Here is a 17,273-nt window from a genome sequence, read left to right on the forward strand (position 1 = left end):
TGCGTGGGTGGTGTGCGTGTTGGAACAGCTACGTGCGAGCCTGGGCCGTCTAATGCCGTCTTTTCCCGCAAGCGCCGTCCCTTTTGCGATAGTCGTGCCGATCCGGGCGGGCACCCGTGCGTTCCCGGCCGTCCAACCTCTCAAGTCCATACGCAACGTCGAAATGCCTGTCCAAACTATGACGTGCAGACCAGGGTCCACTAAATGGATAGCCACCTTGCACAAACAGCACCGCCGCCACACCATTTGCGGAATCACGATCCACGGCTCGGATTCAGACCTCTCGAGCAGTGGATTCAGTCCTATAGGTTCCAATCCAAGGAAGCCGTTGGTCTTGAAGCTGTTGAACGGACTGTGTTGAAAGGGCGCTGAAGTCCGGACGGGGTGGCCGGCAGAATTGGTAGCTGATAGAAACGGTGGTGTGCGGCCTACTTGAAGTAGTCGGCGCCGCCCACGTATTCGGTGTGACCCGAGGGAACATCGGCCGTTGCCATCTTGGCGATCTCGGCGGCGAACTCAGCAACTGTGTACAGCTTGCCTGCCTCGGCGCGGCGAGCTTCAATGGCCCCGGGGTTGGCGCGGTCCAGCAGGGTGGCTGTCACGGTACCTTCAATCATGTCGCCCGAGACAACCACCAAAGAGACATCCTCGGCGGCAAGGTTCGGGATCAAGGCGCGCAGTGCGTCTTCACCGGCACGCTTGCTCTTGGCTACCGGCTCGTACTCGGGCATGGTGGGCACGGTCTCAATGAAGTGTGCCTGGTGGCTGGTGACAAACACAACGCGTGAACCGGCAGGCAGCACCGGCATAGCGGCGTTGAGCAGGTTAACCTGGGCGTCACGGTTGAGCTGTAGGGCGTAGTCCTCAGCCATGCCGCTTTCCATACCGCCGGAAGCGTTGAGGACAACCAGATCCAGTGAGCCGAAGTTCTCCAGGGCGGCGCTGACCAGAGCCTGCACACCTTCTTGAGTGGTCAAGTCTGCGCCCACAGCCACAGCGCGGCCGCCTGCTTCCACAATCTGAGCCACAACCTTGTTGGCACGAGGCGCCTTCTGGCGGTAGTTGACTACCACCGCAGCGCCTTCGGCAGCCAAGAACTTGGCCACATCTGCGCCAACTCCTCGTGAGGAGCCGGTAACAATGGCTGTCTTTCCGTCAAGCTTTCCCATAAAAAATCCTTCACATCTTATTGAATCTTGCTGATTTCCCACGCGGAGGGACGACAATTGCGTCACCCCGCGCGGGCAGTCCTACATCGAATCCTAGCGGCGCCCGGACATACCGCCGAGTAGGGCGGTGTCCCAGCGCAAGCCGAGTGCGGCCGCCGGGCACACAAGCCGGGCACGCCGGCGTCGAACGTTAGTGGCCCATGCCCAATCCGCCGTCAACGGGGATGACCGCACCGGAGATGTAGGCGGCCTCGTCGCTGGAAACCCAGCGAACCACGTTGGCCACTTCCTCGGCAGAGGCAAAGCGCCCGGCCGGGATGGTGGAGAGGTACTGCTTCTGAGTGTCCTCGGGAAGGGCTGCGGTCATGTCGGTGCTGATGAAGCCCGGTGCCACAACGTTGGCGGTGATGCCCCGTGAGCCTAGTTCGCGGGTCAGCGAGCGGGCGATGCCCACCAGACCAGCCTTGGAGGCGGCGTAGTTGATCTGGCCGGGAGAACCGTAGAGGCCCACCACAGAGGAAATCAGCACGACGCGGCCCTTGCGCATACGGATCATGCCCTTGGAGGCGCGCTTGATAACCCGGAACGCGCCGGTGAGGTTGGTGTCCACGACGGAGGTGAAATCGTCCTCGCTCATGCGCAGAAGCAGGGTGTCCTTGGTGATGCCAGCGTTGGCCACCAGCACCTCAACGGGGCCGTGCGCAGCCTCAACTTCGGTGAACGCGGCGTCGATCGAGGCCGCATTCGTCACATCAGCTTGAACGCCCAGGATCCCTTCGGGCAGTTCGGCGGTGCTTCGAAAAGTGACGGCGACCTTATCGCCATTGGCCAAAAATGCCTTGGCGATGGCCAGGCCAATGCCCCTGTTGCCACCTGTGACCAAAACACTGCGGGCCTGCTTTTCGGCGCCGACCGATGCACTCATGTATTCCTCCTGGAAGTTTTTTCGTGAAGCAACTTACGTACCCGGGCGGGAAAAATTGGCGGGCCAATGCCCATACCGCACCGGGACTGTCACTTTAGTTAACGAATCCTACGTGAAAGCCGCCGCGGCTCCCAGTTGGCTTTTGGTTGTGCAGTGCTGCGGTGAGAGAATGAATGCGTCCCTTGGAGTGTGATGAAAGAGCAATCAGCTACGCCCATGCCCGGTGCAAACCGGCGCAGCAAGTACCTAACCGGCACGCCGGAACCCACCGTTCAAGCCATAACCAACGCCGCAATCCCCCATAGCGAGGACATGCGCCACAGAATGCGGCAGTACGCCTTGACCATGGGCATCCGGATGGTCTGTTTGGCACTGATCTTTGTGGTCGACGGCTGGTTCAAGGTCATTCCCGTAGTGGGCGCCGTTGTACTGCCGTGGGTCGCCGTCATGATCGCCAATGGCGGCGCGGACACCATTCATCAAGAAACCGTCGAGCTACTCGATGAAGCCCCCCTCTATGCGGTGACCGGCGGGCAGTACCCCACGGACGACGACGTCTCCCCCACCGATGAAATCCTCACCGGGGAGATCGTCCCCGACGAAGATGAGGACGACCTCTCTCCTCAGGATGATGCCTCTCAGGACGCCGCCTCTCAAGAAACCGTTGAGCAGAGTAACCAGCAGGAGCCGCACCATGAACATCTTTGATCTTTTGGGCGCGGACGGGCCCGAGCAATCACCCGTTCCGGAGACTCCGATCTGTTCCCGAAAGGGCTGCCGCGAACACGCCACCACACAGCTGCTCTGGAACAATCCCAAGATCCACACCCCCGAACGACGCAAAATCTGGTTGGCCTGCACCGAGCACACAGCCTGGCTTGAGGATTACCTCCAGAGCCGTTCACTGTGGAAAGAGACTCTGCCTCTTTCCACCAGCCCGTTGAGCCCGAAGGATTCCGTCTAGTTCATGAAGACGTACAAATTTCTGTTTTCAAGCAGGTGGCTGGGCTATTTCGCCATGGCCTTGGTCTTTGCCCTCGCCTGTGTGGCGCTGGGCAATTGGCAGATGAACCGTCGCAATGCCGTGGTGGAAAATATCCATAAGATTCAGCAGAACTATGCCGGCACCATTGTGGATTACGCCGACGCAGCAGCCAACTTTGACGCGTTGGACCCGGCCAAGGAGTGGACTCAGGTCAGGCTCAAGGGCACCTATCAAACCGAGGATCAGCGGGTTGTTCGCAACCGCCCCTTGAATGGCGGCCCGGGCTATGAGGTACTGGTTCCGCTAACACTTGAAAATGGTGACACCGTCATCATCGACCGAGGCTGGCTACCTATTGGCAACCGCGAAGCCGGACACCCGGACGTCATCCCCCAGCCGCAGGAAGGCGTTGTTGAGGTCATTGCTCGGCTGAAACCGGCTGAACCCACCCTGAATCGCGGCGCCCCAGAGGGCCAACTGGCATCCATTGACCTTAACGAATATGCCGGGCAACTTGACTACCCCATCAAGACCGGGTCCTACGGTCAGCTGGCCTCTGAAACACCTGCCGCCGCCAACAACCCGGTTCCCTTCCCGGCCCCGTCCATTGATGAGGGCTCACATCTGAGCTATTCACTGCAGTGGATTGCCTTTGGCATCCTGGCCTTTGTGGGCTTCGCTTATGCCGCACGAATGCAACGCCGCAACGATGACTTTGACGCCATGGAAGCCGAAGAGTCAGGCATTCCTGTAGAAGAACTGCACGGCCGCGGCTCCGCATTCCACCCACGCCGTCACACCAAGGTGCGCAAGCCTGGTGCCAAGCCAACAGCCGAGGAAGCCGAAGACGCCCTCCTCGACGCCCAAGGCTTCTGATGGGGAACCCCACCGGAGACGCCACTGGCGATCCCGTCGGAGATCCCACCCTCGACCCCATCGTGGAGAACGTGCGTGAGGCACTGCTGGCAGCGGGCTTGGCCGACACAGTGATCGTAGTCCCCGACTCGGTCGCTACGGCTGCCACAGCTGCGGCAGCTCTGGGTTGTGACGTTGGCGCCATCGCGAACAGCCTGATTTTTGAGTGCGGCGGCGAACCGCTCCTCATCCTTGCCAGCGGGGGCGCCAAAGTCGACACGAAAAAGGTGGCGCGTGAGAACGGTCTGCCCAAGATCACCCGTGCCACCCCAGATTTTGTGCTCGAACATGCCGGCCAACCGGTAGGCGGTGTGGCTCCCCTGGGGCACCCCCAGCGGCTGCGCGCCTTCCTGGATACCGAACTGCAGCAGCACCCCGTGTTGTGGGCAGGGGCCGGCAGTCACCAGGCCATGCTGTCCATCAGCTACCAGGAACTGCTCAAAGCCACCGGGGCCAGCGAAACAACTGTGCGCTAGTCCCCTAATCTCCCTACAACTCCGCCCAACTAACGACGGCGGGTGGTTCCCTCGAATATCAAGGAAACCACCCGCCGTCGTACTTTTTGGAGCGGTGAAACTAGGCCAGGGTGATCAGGTCCAGGTAGTCCGGGTTCCAGAGGTCCTCGTCGCCATCGGGCAGCAGCACCACGCGCTCGGGATCCAGGGCCTCCACGGCGCCTTCATCGTGGCTGACCAGCACTACGGCGCCGGTGTAGTTCTTCAGGGCGCCAAGAATTTCGGCGCGGCTGGCGGGGTCCAAGTTGTTCGTGGGCTCATCAAGGAGCAACACGTTGGCGCTGGAAGCCACAATCGTCGCCAAGGCGAGGCGGGTCTTCTCACCACCGGAGAGCACCCCGGCAGGCTTATTGACATCGTCACCGGAGAACAGGAAGGAGCCGAGGATGCCACGAACCTCGGCGTCGTTCATGTCTCCAGCTGCCGAGCGCATGTTTTCCAGAACGGTACGGGTGACGTCCAGGGTGTCATGCTCCTGAGCGTAGTAGCCCACCTTCAGGCCGTGACCGGCAATGATCTCGCCCGTGTCAGGCTTGGCCACGCCCGCAAGCATACGCAGCAGCGTGGTCTTTCCGGCACCGTTGAGACCCAGGATGACCACCTTGGAACCGCGGTCAATGGCCAGGCTGACATCGGTGAAGATTTCCAGCGAGCCATAGGACTTGCTCAAGCCCTCAGCCATCAGCGGGGTCTTGCCACATGGCGAAGGATCGGGGAAGCGCAGCGCTGCAACCTTGTCCTGGGCGCGCACCTCTTCCAAACCGGCCAGCAGACGCTCGGCACGCTTGGCCATGTTTTGCGCTGCCACAGCCTTGGTGGCCTTGGCACGCATCTTGTTGGCCTGGTCCATCAGGACGCCAGCCTTCTTTTCCGCGTTGGCGCGTTCCCGGCGTCGGGCGCGTTCATCGGTTTCACGCTGGGCCAGGTATTTCTTCCAGCCCAGGTTGTACTGGTCGATCGTGGCGCGGTTCGCGTCAAGGTGGTAGACCTTGTTGACGGTAGCTTCGAGCAGTTCGGTATCGTGACTGATCACAATCAACCCGCCCTGGTGGCTCTTGAGGAAGTCACGCAACCAAGAGATGGAATCGGCATCCAAGTGGTTGGTGGGCTCATCGAGCAGCATGGTCTGGGCACCGGAAAAGAGGATTCGAGCCAGCTCCACGCGGCGGCGCTGACCACCGGAAAGAGTCTTCAACGGCTGGTTCAGGATGCGTTCGGGCAGTGCAAGGTTGGAGGAGATCGCGGCAGCCTCGGCCTCGGCAGCGTAACCGCCGCCTGCCAGGAACTCCTGCTCCAAGCGATCGTAGCGGCGCATGGCCTTGTCACGGATGTTGGTGTCTTCGCTGGCCATGTCGGACTCGGCCTTGCGCAGCTTGGTGATGACCTTGTCCAGGTCACGGGCCGAGAGGATCCGGTCCTTGGCCAACTGTTCCATGTCAGGGGTGCGGGGGTCCTGCGGGAGGTAGCCAATTTCACCGGAACGGGTGACCTTGCCACCGGCTGGCAGACCTTCGCCGGCGAGGACACGAGTCAACGTGGTCTTGCCGGCACCGTTGCGCCCCACCAGCCCAACCTTGTCACCTTTGTCGATGCGGAATGACACTTCGTCCATGAGCAACCGCGCTCCTGCGCGTAACTCAAGGTCTTGGACCGTAATCAACGTAGTAACCTTTCAAAGAATGGGTAGGTGCCGAACACGCCAGCCACAAGCAACAATTGCTTGCCAAGGGCGTTGGACAACCTCCTTAGTCTAACGACGTTCCGGCACAACGAGAATCCCCCCACGAAGAAAGTACTGAGAATGAATCGAACATCACGCCAGACACAGAAGTCTGAGGGCGCTTCAGCACTTGGGCACACAGCTATTCCGGTGCGCGGCCGGCAGCGCTGGGGCGCCATGGACCTTTCACTCATTGCTGTTTTTGCCGCGCTCATGGCCGCCTCAATCGCCGTTCCCGGCATCAATGTGGGCCCCTTCGGTGTGGCCATCACCTTGCAAACCCTGGTCGTAGCGATGTGCGGTCTCGTCCTCGGTTTTGCCCGCGGCACAGCCGCAGTTGGGCTTTACGTGCTGTTGGGGCTCATTGGCCTACCGATCTTTAGCGGCTTCCGTGCTGGGCCGGCCGTGCTGGCAAGCCCGTCCGCGGGCTACATTGTGGGCTTCATTTTCGGTGCGGCGGTTATTGGCTTGCTGGCAACGTGGGCTGTTCGCAGCCGGTGGCGTGCCGCGGCTTTGTTCGCAGCGGCCATGGCCGGAACGGTAGTGATCCACGCCTTTGGCATTGTGGGCTTTGTCATGAAGGGCATGAGCTGGCAGACAGCGATGCTGGCCGATGTCATCTACCTCCCGGGTGACGTCATCAAGAACGTTCTTGCCGTGATCATCGCATTGAGCCTGCACCGGGCATTCCCTGACCTTCTGGTGCGCCGCCAGCGGTGATTGATTCCTCAAACCGCGGCATTGTGCTCGCCCAGGCTGGCGTCACTGTGCCGCCAGCAGATCCCCGCACACAGCAAGCAAAGCAAATCTTGGCCCCCGTTTCCCTGACCTTGACTGAGCAGCGAATCGCCATCATTGGCGCCAACGGCTCCGGCAAATCCACCCTGTTGCGGCTCCTGAACGGACTGCTCCTGCCCACCACTGGCACGGTCACCGTCAATGGCCGCAGCACTCACGGTGACGTTGCAGCCGTTCGCCGCAGCGTAGGCTTTGTCTTCACCGATCCCCTCTCGCAGCTGGTCATGCCCACTCCGCAGGAGGACCTCGAGTTGTCCTTGCGCCGGCAGAAGCTGGGTAAAAAGGAGCGTCGAAATAAGGCACTTGCCATTTTGGCCAGTTACGGGCTGGAGCATCTGGCCCAGAGCAGTATCTATGAGCTGTCCGGTGGCGAACGTCAGTTAACAGCGCTTGCCACCGTCTTGGCCGTAGACCCCGAGATTCTGGTGCTCGATGAGCCATCCACGCTGCTGGATCTGCGTAACACCCGCCAGCTCATGCAACGCCTCAGGAGCCTGCCCCAGCAAGTCATCATGTCCACCCATGACCTCTCCTTAGCTGCCACTTTTGACCGTGCCTTGGTGATCGAGCAAGGCCAGGTAGCGTTCGACGGCGATCCGCACCAGGCCATTGCGGCTTACCAGGAGCTGGCGGGCTAGTGCGCGGTCATGCTTTCATGGTGGCCGGGTACGTCCCCGGCGCCTCGCTCATCCATCGGGCGCCGCTTGCGCTGAAGGCCGCGCTCTTGTTCGCTGTTGCCGTGCTGTGCTTGGCCTCGCCGTTGATTTCGGTCGTGGTGGGTGCTGTCACCACCACGGCTACCCTAGTGCTGGTCATAGCCTTACACTTTGTTGCGGGCTTGTCCTGGCAGCGGATGTGGCGTGCTGTGCGGATGATGCTGATCTTCTTGGTACTCATTGCCGCTTATCAATGGTGGCAGCATGGTCCCTTGACGGCGTGGCAAGTCATAGCCGCCATCGTGGCCACGGTGCTGGCTTCGAATGTTCTGACCGCCACCACTCCTGTGGATGAACTCTTGGATGGGCTGGCCGCACTGGTCCGGCCGCTGGAGCGCTTTGGCGCGGACCCGGAACGATTCTCCCTCACAGTTGCCCTGATGCTGCGCAGCATCCCGTTTGTGATCGGCGCCTTTGCCGACGTTCGGGATGCCGCCCGTGCCCGCGGCCTGGAGCGTAATTTGCTGGCCCGGTCGCTACCCGTGGTCATCGCCACAGTTGGGTACGCCCGTGCCACCGGTGAGGCCCTGGCCGCACGCGGTCTGGGTGATCCCAGTCCCGAGAGTACAGAGGACGACGGCGACTCCCCCACCTGACGCTGGCCACCTTGCTTTGGGAGTGAAGGACCTTGTTCCGCGACTGATGATACAAATCCTCATTCGCGAATGCCTGATCCCTGAACGGGCAACCGCCACAAGTCCCTTGGGGCAGGGTTCTGCAGGTAGATTCCCACCCTGTCCCCGTAGATCAAGCCGTGACCATGCCACGAGCACAGGCTTGCCCCGCCTTTGGGCTCCTGCAAGAGCCCAAACTAGTGCCCTGTATAAAAAGCCCGCGGCCCAGGATTTTTTCGCGGGCAGGGTCTCCAATAATGTGTCGCCTGCAGAAACACGCAATTTCGAAATCCTCCGAAGTCCTCTACACTCCCTCCGGTGGTGGACCGGCTAAAGTTCCAGCTAGAAATCACCACAGGATCGACACGCTTTGACCCAGCCTGGTCCCACGACACGGACACGACTCGTTTGAAGTCAGCCAGTGCCGTCGGGTCGCTTGCCTCCCTTCGATCCGGTCACCTCCGCGAGCGGCAGACCGTGCGTATCGATATCGTGTTGCTGGTTACCACACTTGTGGGAACACCAGCTGGCGTACTGCTCAACTCGGAGGACATAATCGCGTATCGCATATTGCTAGCTCGAAAATATTTTCGATAATCTAGTGAGATGATATCTTCATCAACCGAACGCCCGCCTTTGACACCCGAACTTACGGGGACAGAGCTGCTGCGCTGGTATTGGCTCAAAGATGAGCTTGCGGAGTTTGCCCGACTCCTTCATATTCGCGCAACGGGAGAAAAAGCGTTATTGGCTCAGCGGATTGCTTCGCATCTGGATGGCTGCGAGTTCCCTGAACCCACAGCCATCAAGCGGCCCAACAGACGCCAGCTATCTGAACCACTCACCTCTAGCACGCCCATCCCGGCGGGACAGAGATGTAGCCAAGTTCTGCGCGCGTGGTTCAGTGAAGAGATCGGGGCGTCTTTCCATTTTGACGCTGAAATGCGCGAGTTTTTTCTCGCCACCGATGGCACCCAAACTCTCGCTGACGCGGTAAACCACTGGTACCAAACGAGGGGCCAAGAGCAAAAACCCATTGATGCCCAGTATGAATACAATCGTTTCACTCGAGCGTGGCATAGCAAATACCCCACGGGCTCAAAGAGCGAATTACTCACCGCATGGCGTGTCTACCGAACCCAGCCCATCGACGCCCGTGGCAAAGCCTAGGGCCATTCGTCCACAGAACTAACAGTTGACCTTCCACTACAAAAACTAACCTAGACTTTCCTTACAGGAAAGACTAATGTTTCCTCCATGGAAAGAATCCCTGTTCGTCCCACCGCCACAGAAGCACAAGAGGCGCTAGTGTCCATAAATGAAGCCCGCTCACGCCTAGCCAATTACGTACGATCTCCATGGTGGCTCTATCCCATCCAAGGAATCGGAGTAGCCGCTTTCATCATCGGGATCGGTTTTTCCAAGGTCGATACTGTACTGGGAACAACCGCTTTGGCCGTTGCCATAGTCCTGTTCTGTACATTGCCGTTGCTACAACAAACACCGAGTCGGGCTGTTTTCGACGTCTACACCCACAAAGGGAGCCGTGGGCTCGCAGCGATCTATGCTTGCCTCTTGTTGATCCTGACGGTCACAGCAGTATGGTTCCTGTCCACTGCTGGTCCGTCGTTCGCTTGGGTTGTCTATGTGGCGGCCGCGGCTGGCCTAATACTAACCGTGGCCATGGGGCCGCTCATGGATAACCGCCTTGAGCGGGCGATCCGGGTCGGACAATGATGACCGACGGCTTCAATGACATCATTCACGTGCCAGCCCGGTTGCGAGTGTGCTCCATATTGGCTGAAGTCGCTGAAATCGAATTTGGCGTCATCCGTGATTCACTCGCACTGAGTGACTCTGCCCTTAGTAAGCATCTGCGAGTACTCGAAAACGCTGGGTATATTGCTCTACGCAAGGGCATCGTCGACACCCGTACACGAACATGGGTGAACTTGACGAAGGCAGGCCGGGCCGCCTTTCGTGCCCATGTCAGAGCTCTAAGGTCTCTTGCGGCTAGCGCCGACATCCCAGACTTCACTGAATAAGCCGCCCCTGCCTCTCGCTGCGAGTTGATCATCCCGCAGAAGGTCCGCGCCACCGACTGCACCACAGCTCGCAAATCGCTGTAACGTTGGCCAATCCATCTGCCCCACAGCGGACCGGCTTAGGGGCGGTTCAACGTGTCAGTGGCAAGGCGCGGTTGACCTGCGTGCGAGTATGAACACTATGCATGTCAGTAGAGTCGGCCCCGAAGTCGGCGCACCAGTGCTTCTTTTGCACGGCGGCGGAGTAGCCGGATGGATGTGGAACTCCCTTCGAAGAAGCCTCGAGTCCAAGTACAGCGTGCTCGTGCCCGATCTTCCTGGACATGGCCAGAGCGCTGATGAACCTTACCGATCACACGCCGAAACGGTGGAGGCGCTCAGCTTAGTGCTGTCGCAAGGTAACTCGGCTCCCGCGGCAGTAATTGGCTTTTCCTTGGGCGCACAACTCACCATCGAACTTGCATCGAAGTACCCCGAACTTGTGACTAGGGCGATGGTTGTCAGTGCCCAAGCAAAAGTGATGCCGTTCACCGAACTTACCCTTTGCGCACTCGGGGCTGCCGCGCCCCTGGCAAGAAATCGCAGCTTTGCCCGGATACAGGCTAGGGAGTTGTTTGTCCCCCCGGAGTTGATGGATGACTACCTCAACACAAGTGCTGGCATTACGAAAGCTACGCTGCTCGCTGTGGTTGGGGACAACATGCGGTTCGTGTTACCGGAATCGTGGTCGGATTTTCACGGCCAAACACTCGTGATGGTCGGACTGCAGGAACGCCACTTGATGCGAGAATCCGCCGCCTCTATTCACTCGGCCCTGCCGGGAAGTGTGCTCGAAATTGTCGATGGCTGCGGCCACGGAATTCCGCTACAACACCCAGGCCGGTTCAATGCTCGCGTTGCCGCCTGGTTATCACAGCATTAGCAAAAATCGGCCCCAAGTTGGTGAGCCTCGAAAGCTATTTCCCGTTCTGGTAACGATGGCACGGAACGCAACCTTGACCGGCTGGAAATATCAGCACTGATCCAATTTAGGGACCCGCGCCTGTCTCATAAACTGACTCTTTTCTGGTGCTATCTTGCGTATCCGATCATTGCATTAGCGCCGGCCAGGACGACTGCAAGTACCGCCAATCTATTCAGCTGGTGGATCGGATCAATGCTACCGATGGTGTGGTGCGCGTCGGATCAACTGTGCGTAAACCGTGGACGGTAGTAACGCCAAGTGTGCTTGCATATAAGAAGGCCCTGCGGGATGCCGGTGTTGATGTGCCTGTCAGTTATGGGCAGGACACTCGGGGAAGGCATATTACGGATTTTGTCCCGGGTTCTCGGGCTATGGATTCATTCAGACTCTCCCTCTCTGAACTGTCCAAGATCGGCCGTCTCGTGCGAGCCATTCACGACGCCAGTGCCTCCTATGAGCCCACCGCCAAATCAAGCTGGATCCCACTCATTCTGACTCCCAACGCCGACCTGATCTGTCACAATGACCTGGCCCCTTGGAATCTCATCATTGGGGAACGATGGGTGTTCATCGACTGGGACGCAGCAGCACCGAGCACTCGCCTCTGGGATCTCGCCTACGCCGCACAAACATTCACACTGAACGACGCCTCAGCGGTTCCAAACGAGGCGGCGCGGGCGCTAGCAGCCTTCATTGACGGCTACGATGCCGACAAGGAACTCCGTGCATTGCTCCCCGCAGCCATTGGGACAGAGCGACCACCTACGTGGTGAAGCACGAGTCAATATGGCTCCAAGCTCTCCGACCTGCCCCGTAGAGGTTCCCACTGCGGAGACGAGTTGCCCCGCACGCGAGAATGAAAGGTTCGTGGCTGGCCTGATTCAAAGCCTTTGCCGGAATCTCTAAGTCCTGCCTCAAGCACAATGAATTGACAGTCCTCAAGGGAGAAGTGTTACAGATTGAAAGTGCGCCGCAAGACCAATACCCCCGGCCACACTGATCATGGCGAACGCATCTCGCCCAGCCGTCCCGCGCGCGCGACCTTCTGACGCCTCTCGCTGCACTTGGGCGAGCAGCCTCGTCACCAACACAGCCCCGGAGGCACCGTACGGGTGCCCCAAAGCCAGCGCCCCGCCGTCGTGGTTGAAGCGGGTGGGATCGAGGTCCAGAATGTCGGCCACAGCCAGCACTTGGGAGGCAAAGGCCTCATTGAACTCGATGAGAGAATTCCTGACCTGGCCGATCTGCATTCCGCTTCGGGTCAGCAATAATTCCATGGCATGCGCTGCTCCTACTCCCAGAAGATTGGGATCATTGCCCGCAACTGCACTTGCGCGAAACGCCAAGACAGTTCCGGCATCACCCCCCAGAGACTTTGCCATTGCCCGAGCCCGCGTCAGCGAGGTGACAACTGCCATCGCCGCGCCATCGCTGAACGGACAAGAATTACCGGCTGTCACCGTGCCACCGGGAACAAACGCTGGAGGAAATCGTGCCATGAGACTCGGGTTCAGCTTGGGCCGCGGCCCCTGGTCATCAGTGAGGCCGGCGAAGGGAACCAGCTCCGCGGTGAAGGCGCCATTGCGCTGGGCGTTCACCGCCTTGGTATGACTGGCCAGGGCGTAATCGTCCTGCCGCTCGCGCGTGATGCCGTAGTGGCGTGCCACATTTTCGGCGGCGACTCCAGCGTCGGGATCGCCCGTTTCCAGGGGAGCAAATTGCGCCCTATCGAAGAACTCCAGGGATCCGTCAGCTGCCTTGTACGCCCGTGCGGGAGCTGTGCTGATGCTCTCCACTCCCCCGGCCAAATAGAGTTCCCCGGCTCCAGCCTGCACCATTCGGGCGGCCAAAATGATGGCTTCGAGCCCCGATCCGCACTGCCGATCGACCGAAAGTCCTGGGATCAGATCCGGCAATCCTGCAGTGAGGGCAGCGAGGCGGGCAACGTTGCCGCCGCCCCCGGTGGCATTGCCCACGATGACGTCATCGATGTCTGCCGGGTTGATGCCTGAGGCCTCGACGAGGTGCTCGATGACGGCGGCAGCGAGCTCATGCGCCCTGAAATTCTTATAAGCTCCGCCGGCCTTAGCCGTGGGCAGCCGTCTGGCCATGAGCACTACCGCGGTAGTGTCAGGGTTACGGGCCTCAGTTTCAGTTCCTGCTGCTTCAGTACTTGCATAGTTAGGAACGGCGTTGGACACGGGGGTCTCCTTCCACGATCCACTGAGTCAGGAGTGCTCTGCTGATTTTTCCGCTCCCCGTCAAAGGAAGTTCGGCCAGCTCATAGTACTGCGAAGGGCGGTGGCTGGCTGGCAACTCTGCAGCTCCGGCGCGCAGGAGTGCGAGAGCATCAGGACTAGTGCTGCTACGGTGCGCGTCAGAATATGGAGCGGCAGGACGAAACGCTGCAATAACTCGATGGCCCCGCACCGGATCCGGTAGTCCTGCAACAATGACGTCCATCTCCGTGCCGCTGCTGCTATCACCGCTACTTCCACCGTTGCTGTTCCTGCGAAGAGCCTGTTCGACGGCGTGTGGGTAGACGTTGGCGCCGGAGATTAGGATCATGTCGCTGGCACGGCCCGCCAGGCGAAGCTTGCCATGCTCATCGAGGCGGCCTTGGTCATGCACCGTGTACCAGCCGTCGATACCGTGAGTAGAGAAGGCCAGTCCGTCGTCACCCCAGGCGTAACCGCTGCACACATAGGGACTCTTCACGCAGACACTTCCCAGTTTTCCGGTGTCCACTCCCCTGCCTTGCCCGTTGCGGATACTGAGCTGCACACCGGGAAAGGCGCGCCCTACGCCGTCAGACTCTTCTAGGACAGCTCCCGGCTCCAGAGTTGTGGCGGCGACAAAACCCAGCTCAGCCGCACCATAATACTGGTGGATCACGGCGTTCGGCGCCCACTGCTGGGCCAAGGCTGCCGTTGCACTACTAAGCGCCGAACCAGCACAGACGATGCTGCTGATTACCGGAGCTAGCTGGCCGGTGGCCACTCCTCGACGAGCCAACAGCTCCAACACCGTGGGTACCAGCACGAGCCGATTCACATGGTTGGCCGACACTGCCGCCAGCGCTGCATCCGGGCTGAAATCTGGGAGCGCAACAAAGGAGCCGCCAGCAAAAATGGATTCACCTAGCGCGTAGAGATTCATGCTCGCGGCCATCGGCCCCGGTGCAAAGGTAACCGTTTCGGCAGTGAGCCCAAAATAGTCAGTACTGCGAATAAAGGATTCATGCCACGTAGCCGTGCTGCGCGTGAAGGCCTTGGGCAGTCCACTGGTGCCGGAAGAAAGCCCTAGCAGGAACGGAGGATCAATGGCGTCCTGCGTCGTGGCCCAACTCTGGGCGGTTTCAGCCAGTTGTTTGCGGAGCTCCTGCGGCCAGCTGGTATCCACCACCATGGCTGTTTTGTGCTGGCGTAGGGCGGCACAAAACTGCACTGCCACGTCCACGCTAGCGGGTACGTCAATGACAGCTACCGGGCCGCAGCTGGGCCCGGGGGCGCTAACCGTCACCGACGTACCGGCACCGGGTTCGGCACTGACCAAGGTTTCGGGCGCCTCGGCGGCCGCCAGCAGGCTGGCGTAGTCAAGGCGCTGGGCGCCAACAGTCACGGCGGGACGTGCCCCGGCAGTTTTGGCCCAGTGCTGGAGTTTCTCTATGAACGGCATTGCCTTCATCGTAGAGGAGAATCGCACGCACAGAAATGTGGCCGTTATCTAGTGTCTTACCCTCGATAGCCAGCTGTGGGGATACCCTGTAGCCATGACTTTTAATGAAGGCGCGCGACTTGACCCCTCGCAAGCGGAAGACCGTAGAGGCCGTGGCAGTATGGGCCGGGGCGGCAAGATGGGACTAGGACTCGGCGGCGGCATTGTGGTGCTCATCGGTGCCCTATTGGGGATCAACCCCGATCTCCTGGGCTCCATCTTGGGTGATACCGGCGAACAACCGGCCATCGAACAGACCGGTGGATCGGCCATCGAGAGCTGCCAGACCGGGGCCGACGCCAATGCACGGCTGGATTGCCGCATCCTCGGCACCGCCAACTCGCTCAATAGTTTCTGGCCTGGCTACCTCAACCAATATGGAGTGAAGTACTCAGTCCCCAAAACCGTGATCTTCACCGGCAGTGTTGACACTGCCTGTGGTGCGGCCACCTCAGCCGTTGGCCCGTTCTACTGCCCGGGTGATAACAAGGCCTACTTTGATCCAGATTTCTTTGCCCAATTGGAAACCCAGTTTGGTTCCTCTGGCGGTCCGTTAGCCCAGGAATATGTGGTGGCCCACGAGTTCGGTCACCACGTGCAAAACCTCACCGGAACCATCGGCAAAGCACAGCAGGACCCCAAAGGTGCACAATCGGCAGCCGTCCGCACGGAGCTCCAGGCAGACTGCTATGCAGGAGTTTGGATGGGGTACGCCTCCACTACACCAGCCCCTGGAAGTGACCAGCCCTTCCTGAAGCAGCTGCAGCAAAAGGACCTCAATGATGCGCTGTCCGCGGCGTCGTCTGTGGGTGATGACAGGATTCAAAAGGCCGCCACCGGCAGGACTAACCCCGAATCGTGGAGCCACGGTTCGAGCGAACAGCGTCAAAACTGGCTGTACAAGGGCTATCAGAGTGCCGATCTGGCCGCGTGCGACACGTTCTCCGTCCCGAACGTCTAGCTCGGAACGAAAAGAACCGCCGCCGTCCCCGAACAATTTCGGGAACGGCGGCGGTTCTTCTAATTCGTGGGTGGCGGTGGTGACTAGATGTTGAAGCCGAGGGCACGCATCTGGTCGCGACCGTCGTCCGTGATCCGCTCGGGACCCCACGGCGGCATCCACACCCAGTTGATGCGCCATTCGTCAACGATCGGGCCCAGTGAGTTTTCCACCTGCTCTTCGATGACGTCCTGCAGAGGGCAGGCGGCCGTGGTCAGCGTCATGTCCAACAGCAGGGCACCGTCCTCGCCGTAGCGCATGCCGTACAGCAGACCCAGATCGACGATGTTGACGCCGAGTTCCGGGTCAATGACGTCCTTGAGAGCTTCCTCAACGTCTTCGAGATCAGTTTGGCCGGCCACAAGGGCTGCGCTTGATTCGCTGATGTCAGTCATGATTCCTTCCTAGTGTTGTTTAGGCCGTGGCCGACTCTGCTACCAGGTAGCGGTCGTAGCCTTCTTCTTCCAAACGGTCGGCCAGTTCGGCGCCGCCCTGTTCGGCGATGGCACCGTCAACGAACACGTGCACGAACTGCGGCTTGATGTAGCGCAGGATGCGAGTGTAGTGGGTGATGAGCACTGTGCCCAGACCACCGGCTTCGATGGACCGGTTCACACCTTCCGAGACAACCTTCAACGCGTCAACGTCAAGGCCGGAGTCGGTCTCATCCAAGATGGCGAACTTGGGCTTGAGCAGCTCGAGCTGGAGGATCTCGTGGCGCTTCTTCTCGCCACCGGAGAAGCCTTCGTTGACGTTACGCTCGGCGAACTCCGGCTCGATACGCAGTTCAGCCATGGCGGCCTTGACGTCCTTGGTCCAGGTACGCAGCTTGGGGGCTTCGCCGTCGATCGCGGTCTTGGCGGTGCGCAGGAAGTTGGTCATGGTGACACCGGGGATTTCTACCGGGTACTGCATGGCCAGGAACAGGCCTGCGCGGGCGCGCTGGTCAACTGTCATCGCCAGAACGTCTTCGCCGTCGAGGGTGATGGAGCCGCTGTCAACCGTGTAGCGGGGGTGACCGGCAATGGTGGCAGCCAAGGTGGACTTGCCGGAACCGTTGGGGCCCATGATGGCGTGGGTTTCGCCGGTGTTGATGGTCAGGCTGACACCCTTGAGGATCGGCTTGATGCCCTGTTCCGTCTCGATGCTGACGTGCAGGTCCTTGATTTCCAGAGTAGACATACTCTATT

General features: G+C 60.0%; 20 protein-coding genes. 13 read left to right on the forward strand and 7 right to left on the reverse strand.

What is annotated here, in order from left to right:
- Positions 1-428: 428 nt before the first annotated feature.
- A complete protein-coding gene (locus tag AB0P14_RS06575) occupies positions 429-1,169 on the reverse strand; it encodes an SDR family oxidoreductase (protein WP_363839405.1) in 741 nt (246 codons plus the stop codon).
- A gap of 190 nt (positions 1,170-1,359) precedes the next feature.
- Complete coding sequence (locus AB0P14_RS06580; protein WP_363839408.1) at positions 1,360-2,094, reverse strand: beta-ketoacyl-ACP reductase; 735 nt, start codon at positions 2,092-2,094, stop codon at positions 1,360-1,362.
- Positions 2,095-2,286: 192 nt separating this feature from the next.
- On the opposite strand from AB0P14_RS06580, the gene AB0P14_RS06585 reads away from it, so the two are divergent.
- Genes AB0P14_RS06585 through AB0P14_RS06600 form a run of 4 tightly spaced genes read left to right on the forward strand, consistent with a single transcriptional unit; the run spans position 2,287 to position 4,470 of the window.
- On the forward strand, positions 2,287-2,802 hold the full coding sequence (locus AB0P14_RS06585) for a DUF3099 domain-containing protein (protein ID WP_363839410.1): 516 nt from the start codon (positions 2,287-2,289) through the stop codon (positions 2,800-2,802).
- Entirely contained in the window at positions 2,789-3,058 is a 270-nt protein-coding gene (locus tag AB0P14_RS06590; protein WP_363839413.1) for a hypothetical protein, read from the forward strand. The genes AB0P14_RS06585 and AB0P14_RS06590 overlap by 14 nt, the downstream gene beginning before the upstream one ends.
- Before the next feature lie 3 nt (positions 3,059-3,061).
- Complete coding sequence (locus AB0P14_RS06595; protein WP_363839416.1) at positions 3,062-3,955, forward strand: SURF1 family protein; 894 nt, start codon at positions 3,062-3,064, stop codon at positions 3,953-3,955.
- Complete coding sequence (locus AB0P14_RS06600; protein ID WP_363839419.1) at positions 3,955-4,470, forward strand: YbaK/EbsC family protein; 516 nt, start codon at positions 3,955-3,957, stop codon at positions 4,468-4,470. Before AB0P14_RS06595 ends, AB0P14_RS06600 begins: the two co-directional genes overlap by 1 nt.
- 100 nt (positions 4,471-4,570) lie before the next feature.
- Here the strand turns inward: AB0P14_RS06600 and AB0P14_RS06605 are convergent, their stop codons facing one another.
- Positions 4,571-6,169, reverse strand: a complete 1,599-nt coding sequence (locus tag AB0P14_RS06605; RefSeq protein ID WP_363839422.1) for an ABC-F family ATP-binding cassette domain-containing protein — start codon at positions 6,167-6,169, stop codon at positions 4,571-4,573.
- 141 nt (positions 6,170-6,310) lie between these two features.
- Between AB0P14_RS06605 and AB0P14_RS06610 the strand changes: the two genes are divergently transcribed.
- The 8 genes from AB0P14_RS06610 (at position 6,311) to AB0P14_RS06645 (ending at position 12,139) form a co-directional block, all read left to right on the forward strand.
- A complete protein-coding gene (locus AB0P14_RS06610; protein ID WP_363839425.1) occupies positions 6,311-6,949 on the forward strand; it encodes a biotin transporter BioY in 639 nt (212 codons plus the stop codon).
- Between the two features lie 47 nt (positions 6,950-6,996).
- A complete protein-coding gene (locus AB0P14_RS06615; protein WP_363840392.1) occupies positions 6,997-7,665 on the forward strand; it encodes an ABC transporter ATP-binding protein in 669 nt (222 codons plus the stop codon).
- The gene (locus AB0P14_RS06620) at positions 7,665-8,339 is read left to right on the forward strand and encodes an energy-coupling factor transporter transmembrane component T (RefSeq protein WP_363839427.1); all 675 of its coding nucleotides are present in this window, start codon (positions 7,665-7,667) and stop codon (positions 8,337-8,339) included. Before AB0P14_RS06615 ends, AB0P14_RS06620 begins: the two co-directional genes overlap by 1 nt.
- Positions 8,340-8,963: 624 nt before the next feature.
- Entirely contained in the window at positions 8,964-9,527 is a 564-nt protein-coding gene (locus AB0P14_RS06625; protein WP_363839430.1) for a DUF6434 domain-containing protein, read from the forward strand.
- An 87-nt stretch (positions 9,528-9,614) separates the two neighbouring features.
- Complete coding sequence (locus tag AB0P14_RS06630) at positions 9,615-10,094, forward strand: hypothetical protein (RefSeq protein ID WP_363839433.1); 480 nt, start codon at positions 9,615-9,617, stop codon at positions 10,092-10,094.
- Positions 10,094-10,402, forward strand: coding sequence for a transcriptional regulator (locus tag AB0P14_RS06635; protein ID WP_363840395.1), 309 nt, complete (start codon positions 10,094-10,096; stop codon positions 10,400-10,402). The genes AB0P14_RS06630 and AB0P14_RS06635 overlap by 1 nt, the downstream gene beginning before the upstream one ends.
- Positions 10,403-10,574: 172 nt before the next feature.
- Complete coding sequence (locus AB0P14_RS06640) at positions 10,575-11,324, forward strand: alpha/beta hydrolase (protein ID WP_363839436.1); 750 nt, start codon at positions 10,575-10,577, stop codon at positions 11,322-11,324.
- A gap of 302 nt (positions 11,325-11,626) precedes the next feature.
- The gene (locus AB0P14_RS06645) at positions 11,627-12,139 is read left to right on the forward strand and encodes a phosphotransferase (protein ID WP_363839439.1); all 513 of its coding nucleotides are present in this window, start codon (positions 11,627-11,629) and stop codon (positions 12,137-12,139) included.
- Positions 12,140-12,304: 165 nt separating this feature from the next.
- On the opposite strand, the gene AB0P14_RS06650 is transcribed toward AB0P14_RS06645, so the two are convergent.
- Positions 12,305-13,567: a thiolase family protein gene (locus AB0P14_RS06650; RefSeq protein ID WP_363839442.1), complete on the reverse strand. Its 1,263-nt coding sequence runs from the start codon at positions 13,565-13,567 to the stop codon at positions 12,305-12,307.
- The gene (locus tag AB0P14_RS06655) at positions 13,548-15,044 is read right to left on the reverse strand and encodes an AMP-binding protein (RefSeq protein ID WP_363839445.1); all 1,497 of its coding nucleotides are present in this window, start codon (positions 15,042-15,044) and stop codon (positions 13,548-13,550) included. Before AB0P14_RS06655 ends, AB0P14_RS06650 begins: the two co-directional genes overlap by 20 nt.
- Before the next feature lie 94 nt (positions 15,045-15,138).
- Here AB0P14_RS06655 and AB0P14_RS06660 point away from each other — a divergent pair, with 94 nt between their 5' ends.
- On the forward strand, positions 15,139-16,044 hold the full coding sequence (locus AB0P14_RS06660; protein ID WP_363839448.1) for a neutral zinc metallopeptidase: 906 nt from the start codon (positions 15,139-15,141) through the stop codon (positions 16,042-16,044).
- A gap of 83 nt (positions 16,045-16,127) precedes the next feature.
- On the opposite strand, the gene AB0P14_RS06665 is transcribed toward AB0P14_RS06660, so the two are convergent.
- Entirely contained in the window at positions 16,128-16,478 is a 351-nt protein-coding gene (locus AB0P14_RS06665) for a metal-sulfur cluster assembly factor (RefSeq protein ID WP_363839451.1), read from the reverse strand.
- A 19-nt stretch (positions 16,479-16,497) separates the two neighbouring features.
- The gene (gene sufC / locus AB0P14_RS06670) at positions 16,498-17,265 is read right to left on the reverse strand and encodes a Fe-S cluster assembly ATPase SufC (protein ID WP_363839454.1); all 768 of its coding nucleotides are present in this window, start codon (positions 17,263-17,265) and stop codon (positions 16,498-16,500) included.
- Positions 17,266-17,273: the final 8 nt, after the last annotated feature.

This window comes from Specibacter sp. NPDC078709 (genome assembly GCF_040686795.1).
Taxonomy (GTDB): domain Bacteria; phylum Actinomycetota; class Actinomycetes; order Actinomycetales; family Micrococcaceae; genus Specibacter.

What these genes read in the sequence shown, in the direction of transcription:
- AB0P14_RS06575 (WP_363839405.1), bottom strand. Translation starts at nt 1,169, where the DNA reads ATGGGAAAGCTTGACGGAAAGACAGCCATTGTTACCGGCTCCTCACGA.
- AB0P14_RS06580 (WP_363839408.1), bottom strand. Translation starts at nt 2,094, where the DNA reads ATGAGTGCATCGGTCGGCGCCGAAAAGCAGGCCCGCAGTGTTTTGGTC.
- AB0P14_RS06585 (WP_363839410.1), top strand. Translation starts at nt 2,287, where the DNA reads ATGAAAGAGCAATCAGCTACGCCCATGCCCGGTGCAAACCGGCGCAGC.
- AB0P14_RS06590 (WP_363839413.1), top strand. Translation starts at nt 2,789, where the DNA reads ATGAACATCTTTGATCTTTTGGGCGCGGACGGGCCCGAGCAATCACCC.
- AB0P14_RS06595 (WP_363839416.1), top strand. Translation starts at nt 3,062, where the DNA reads ATGAAGACGTACAAATTTCTGTTTTCAAGCAGGTGGCTGGGCTATTTC.
- AB0P14_RS06600 (WP_363839419.1), top strand. Translation starts at nt 3,955, where the DNA reads ATGGGGAACCCCACCGGAGACGCCACTGGCGATCCCGTCGGAGATCCC.
- AB0P14_RS06610 (WP_363839425.1), top strand. Translation starts at nt 6,311, where the DNA reads ATGAATCGAACATCACGCCAGACACAGAAGTCTGAGGGCGCTTCAGCA.
- AB0P14_RS06625 (WP_363839430.1), top strand. Translation starts at nt 8,964, where the DNA reads ATGATATCTTCATCAACCGAACGCCCGCCTTTGACACCCGAACTTACG.
- AB0P14_RS06630 (WP_363839433.1), top strand. Translation starts at nt 9,615, where the DNA reads ATGGAAAGAATCCCTGTTCGTCCCACCGCCACAGAAGCACAAGAGGCG.
- AB0P14_RS06635 (WP_363840395.1), top strand. Translation starts at nt 10,094, where the DNA reads ATGACCGACGGCTTCAATGACATCATTCACGTGCCAGCCCGGTTGCGA.
- AB0P14_RS06640 (WP_363839436.1), top strand. Translation starts at nt 10,575, where the DNA reads ATGAACACTATGCATGTCAGTAGAGTCGGCCCCGAAGTCGGCGCACCA.
- AB0P14_RS06655 (WP_363839445.1), bottom strand. Translation starts at nt 15,044, where the DNA reads ATGCCGTTCATAGAGAAACTCCAGCACTGGGCCAAAACTGCCGGGGCA.
- AB0P14_RS06660 (WP_363839448.1), top strand. Translation starts at nt 15,139, where the DNA reads ATGACTTTTAATGAAGGCGCGCGACTTGACCCCTCGCAAGCGGAAGAC.
- AB0P14_RS06665 (WP_363839451.1), bottom strand. Translation starts at nt 16,478, where the DNA reads ATGACTGACATCAGCGAATCAAGCGCAGCCCTTGTGGCCGGCCAAACT.
- sufC (WP_363839454.1), bottom strand. Translation starts at nt 17,265, where the DNA reads ATGTCTACTCTGGAAATCAAGGACCTGCACGTCAGCATCGAGACGGAA.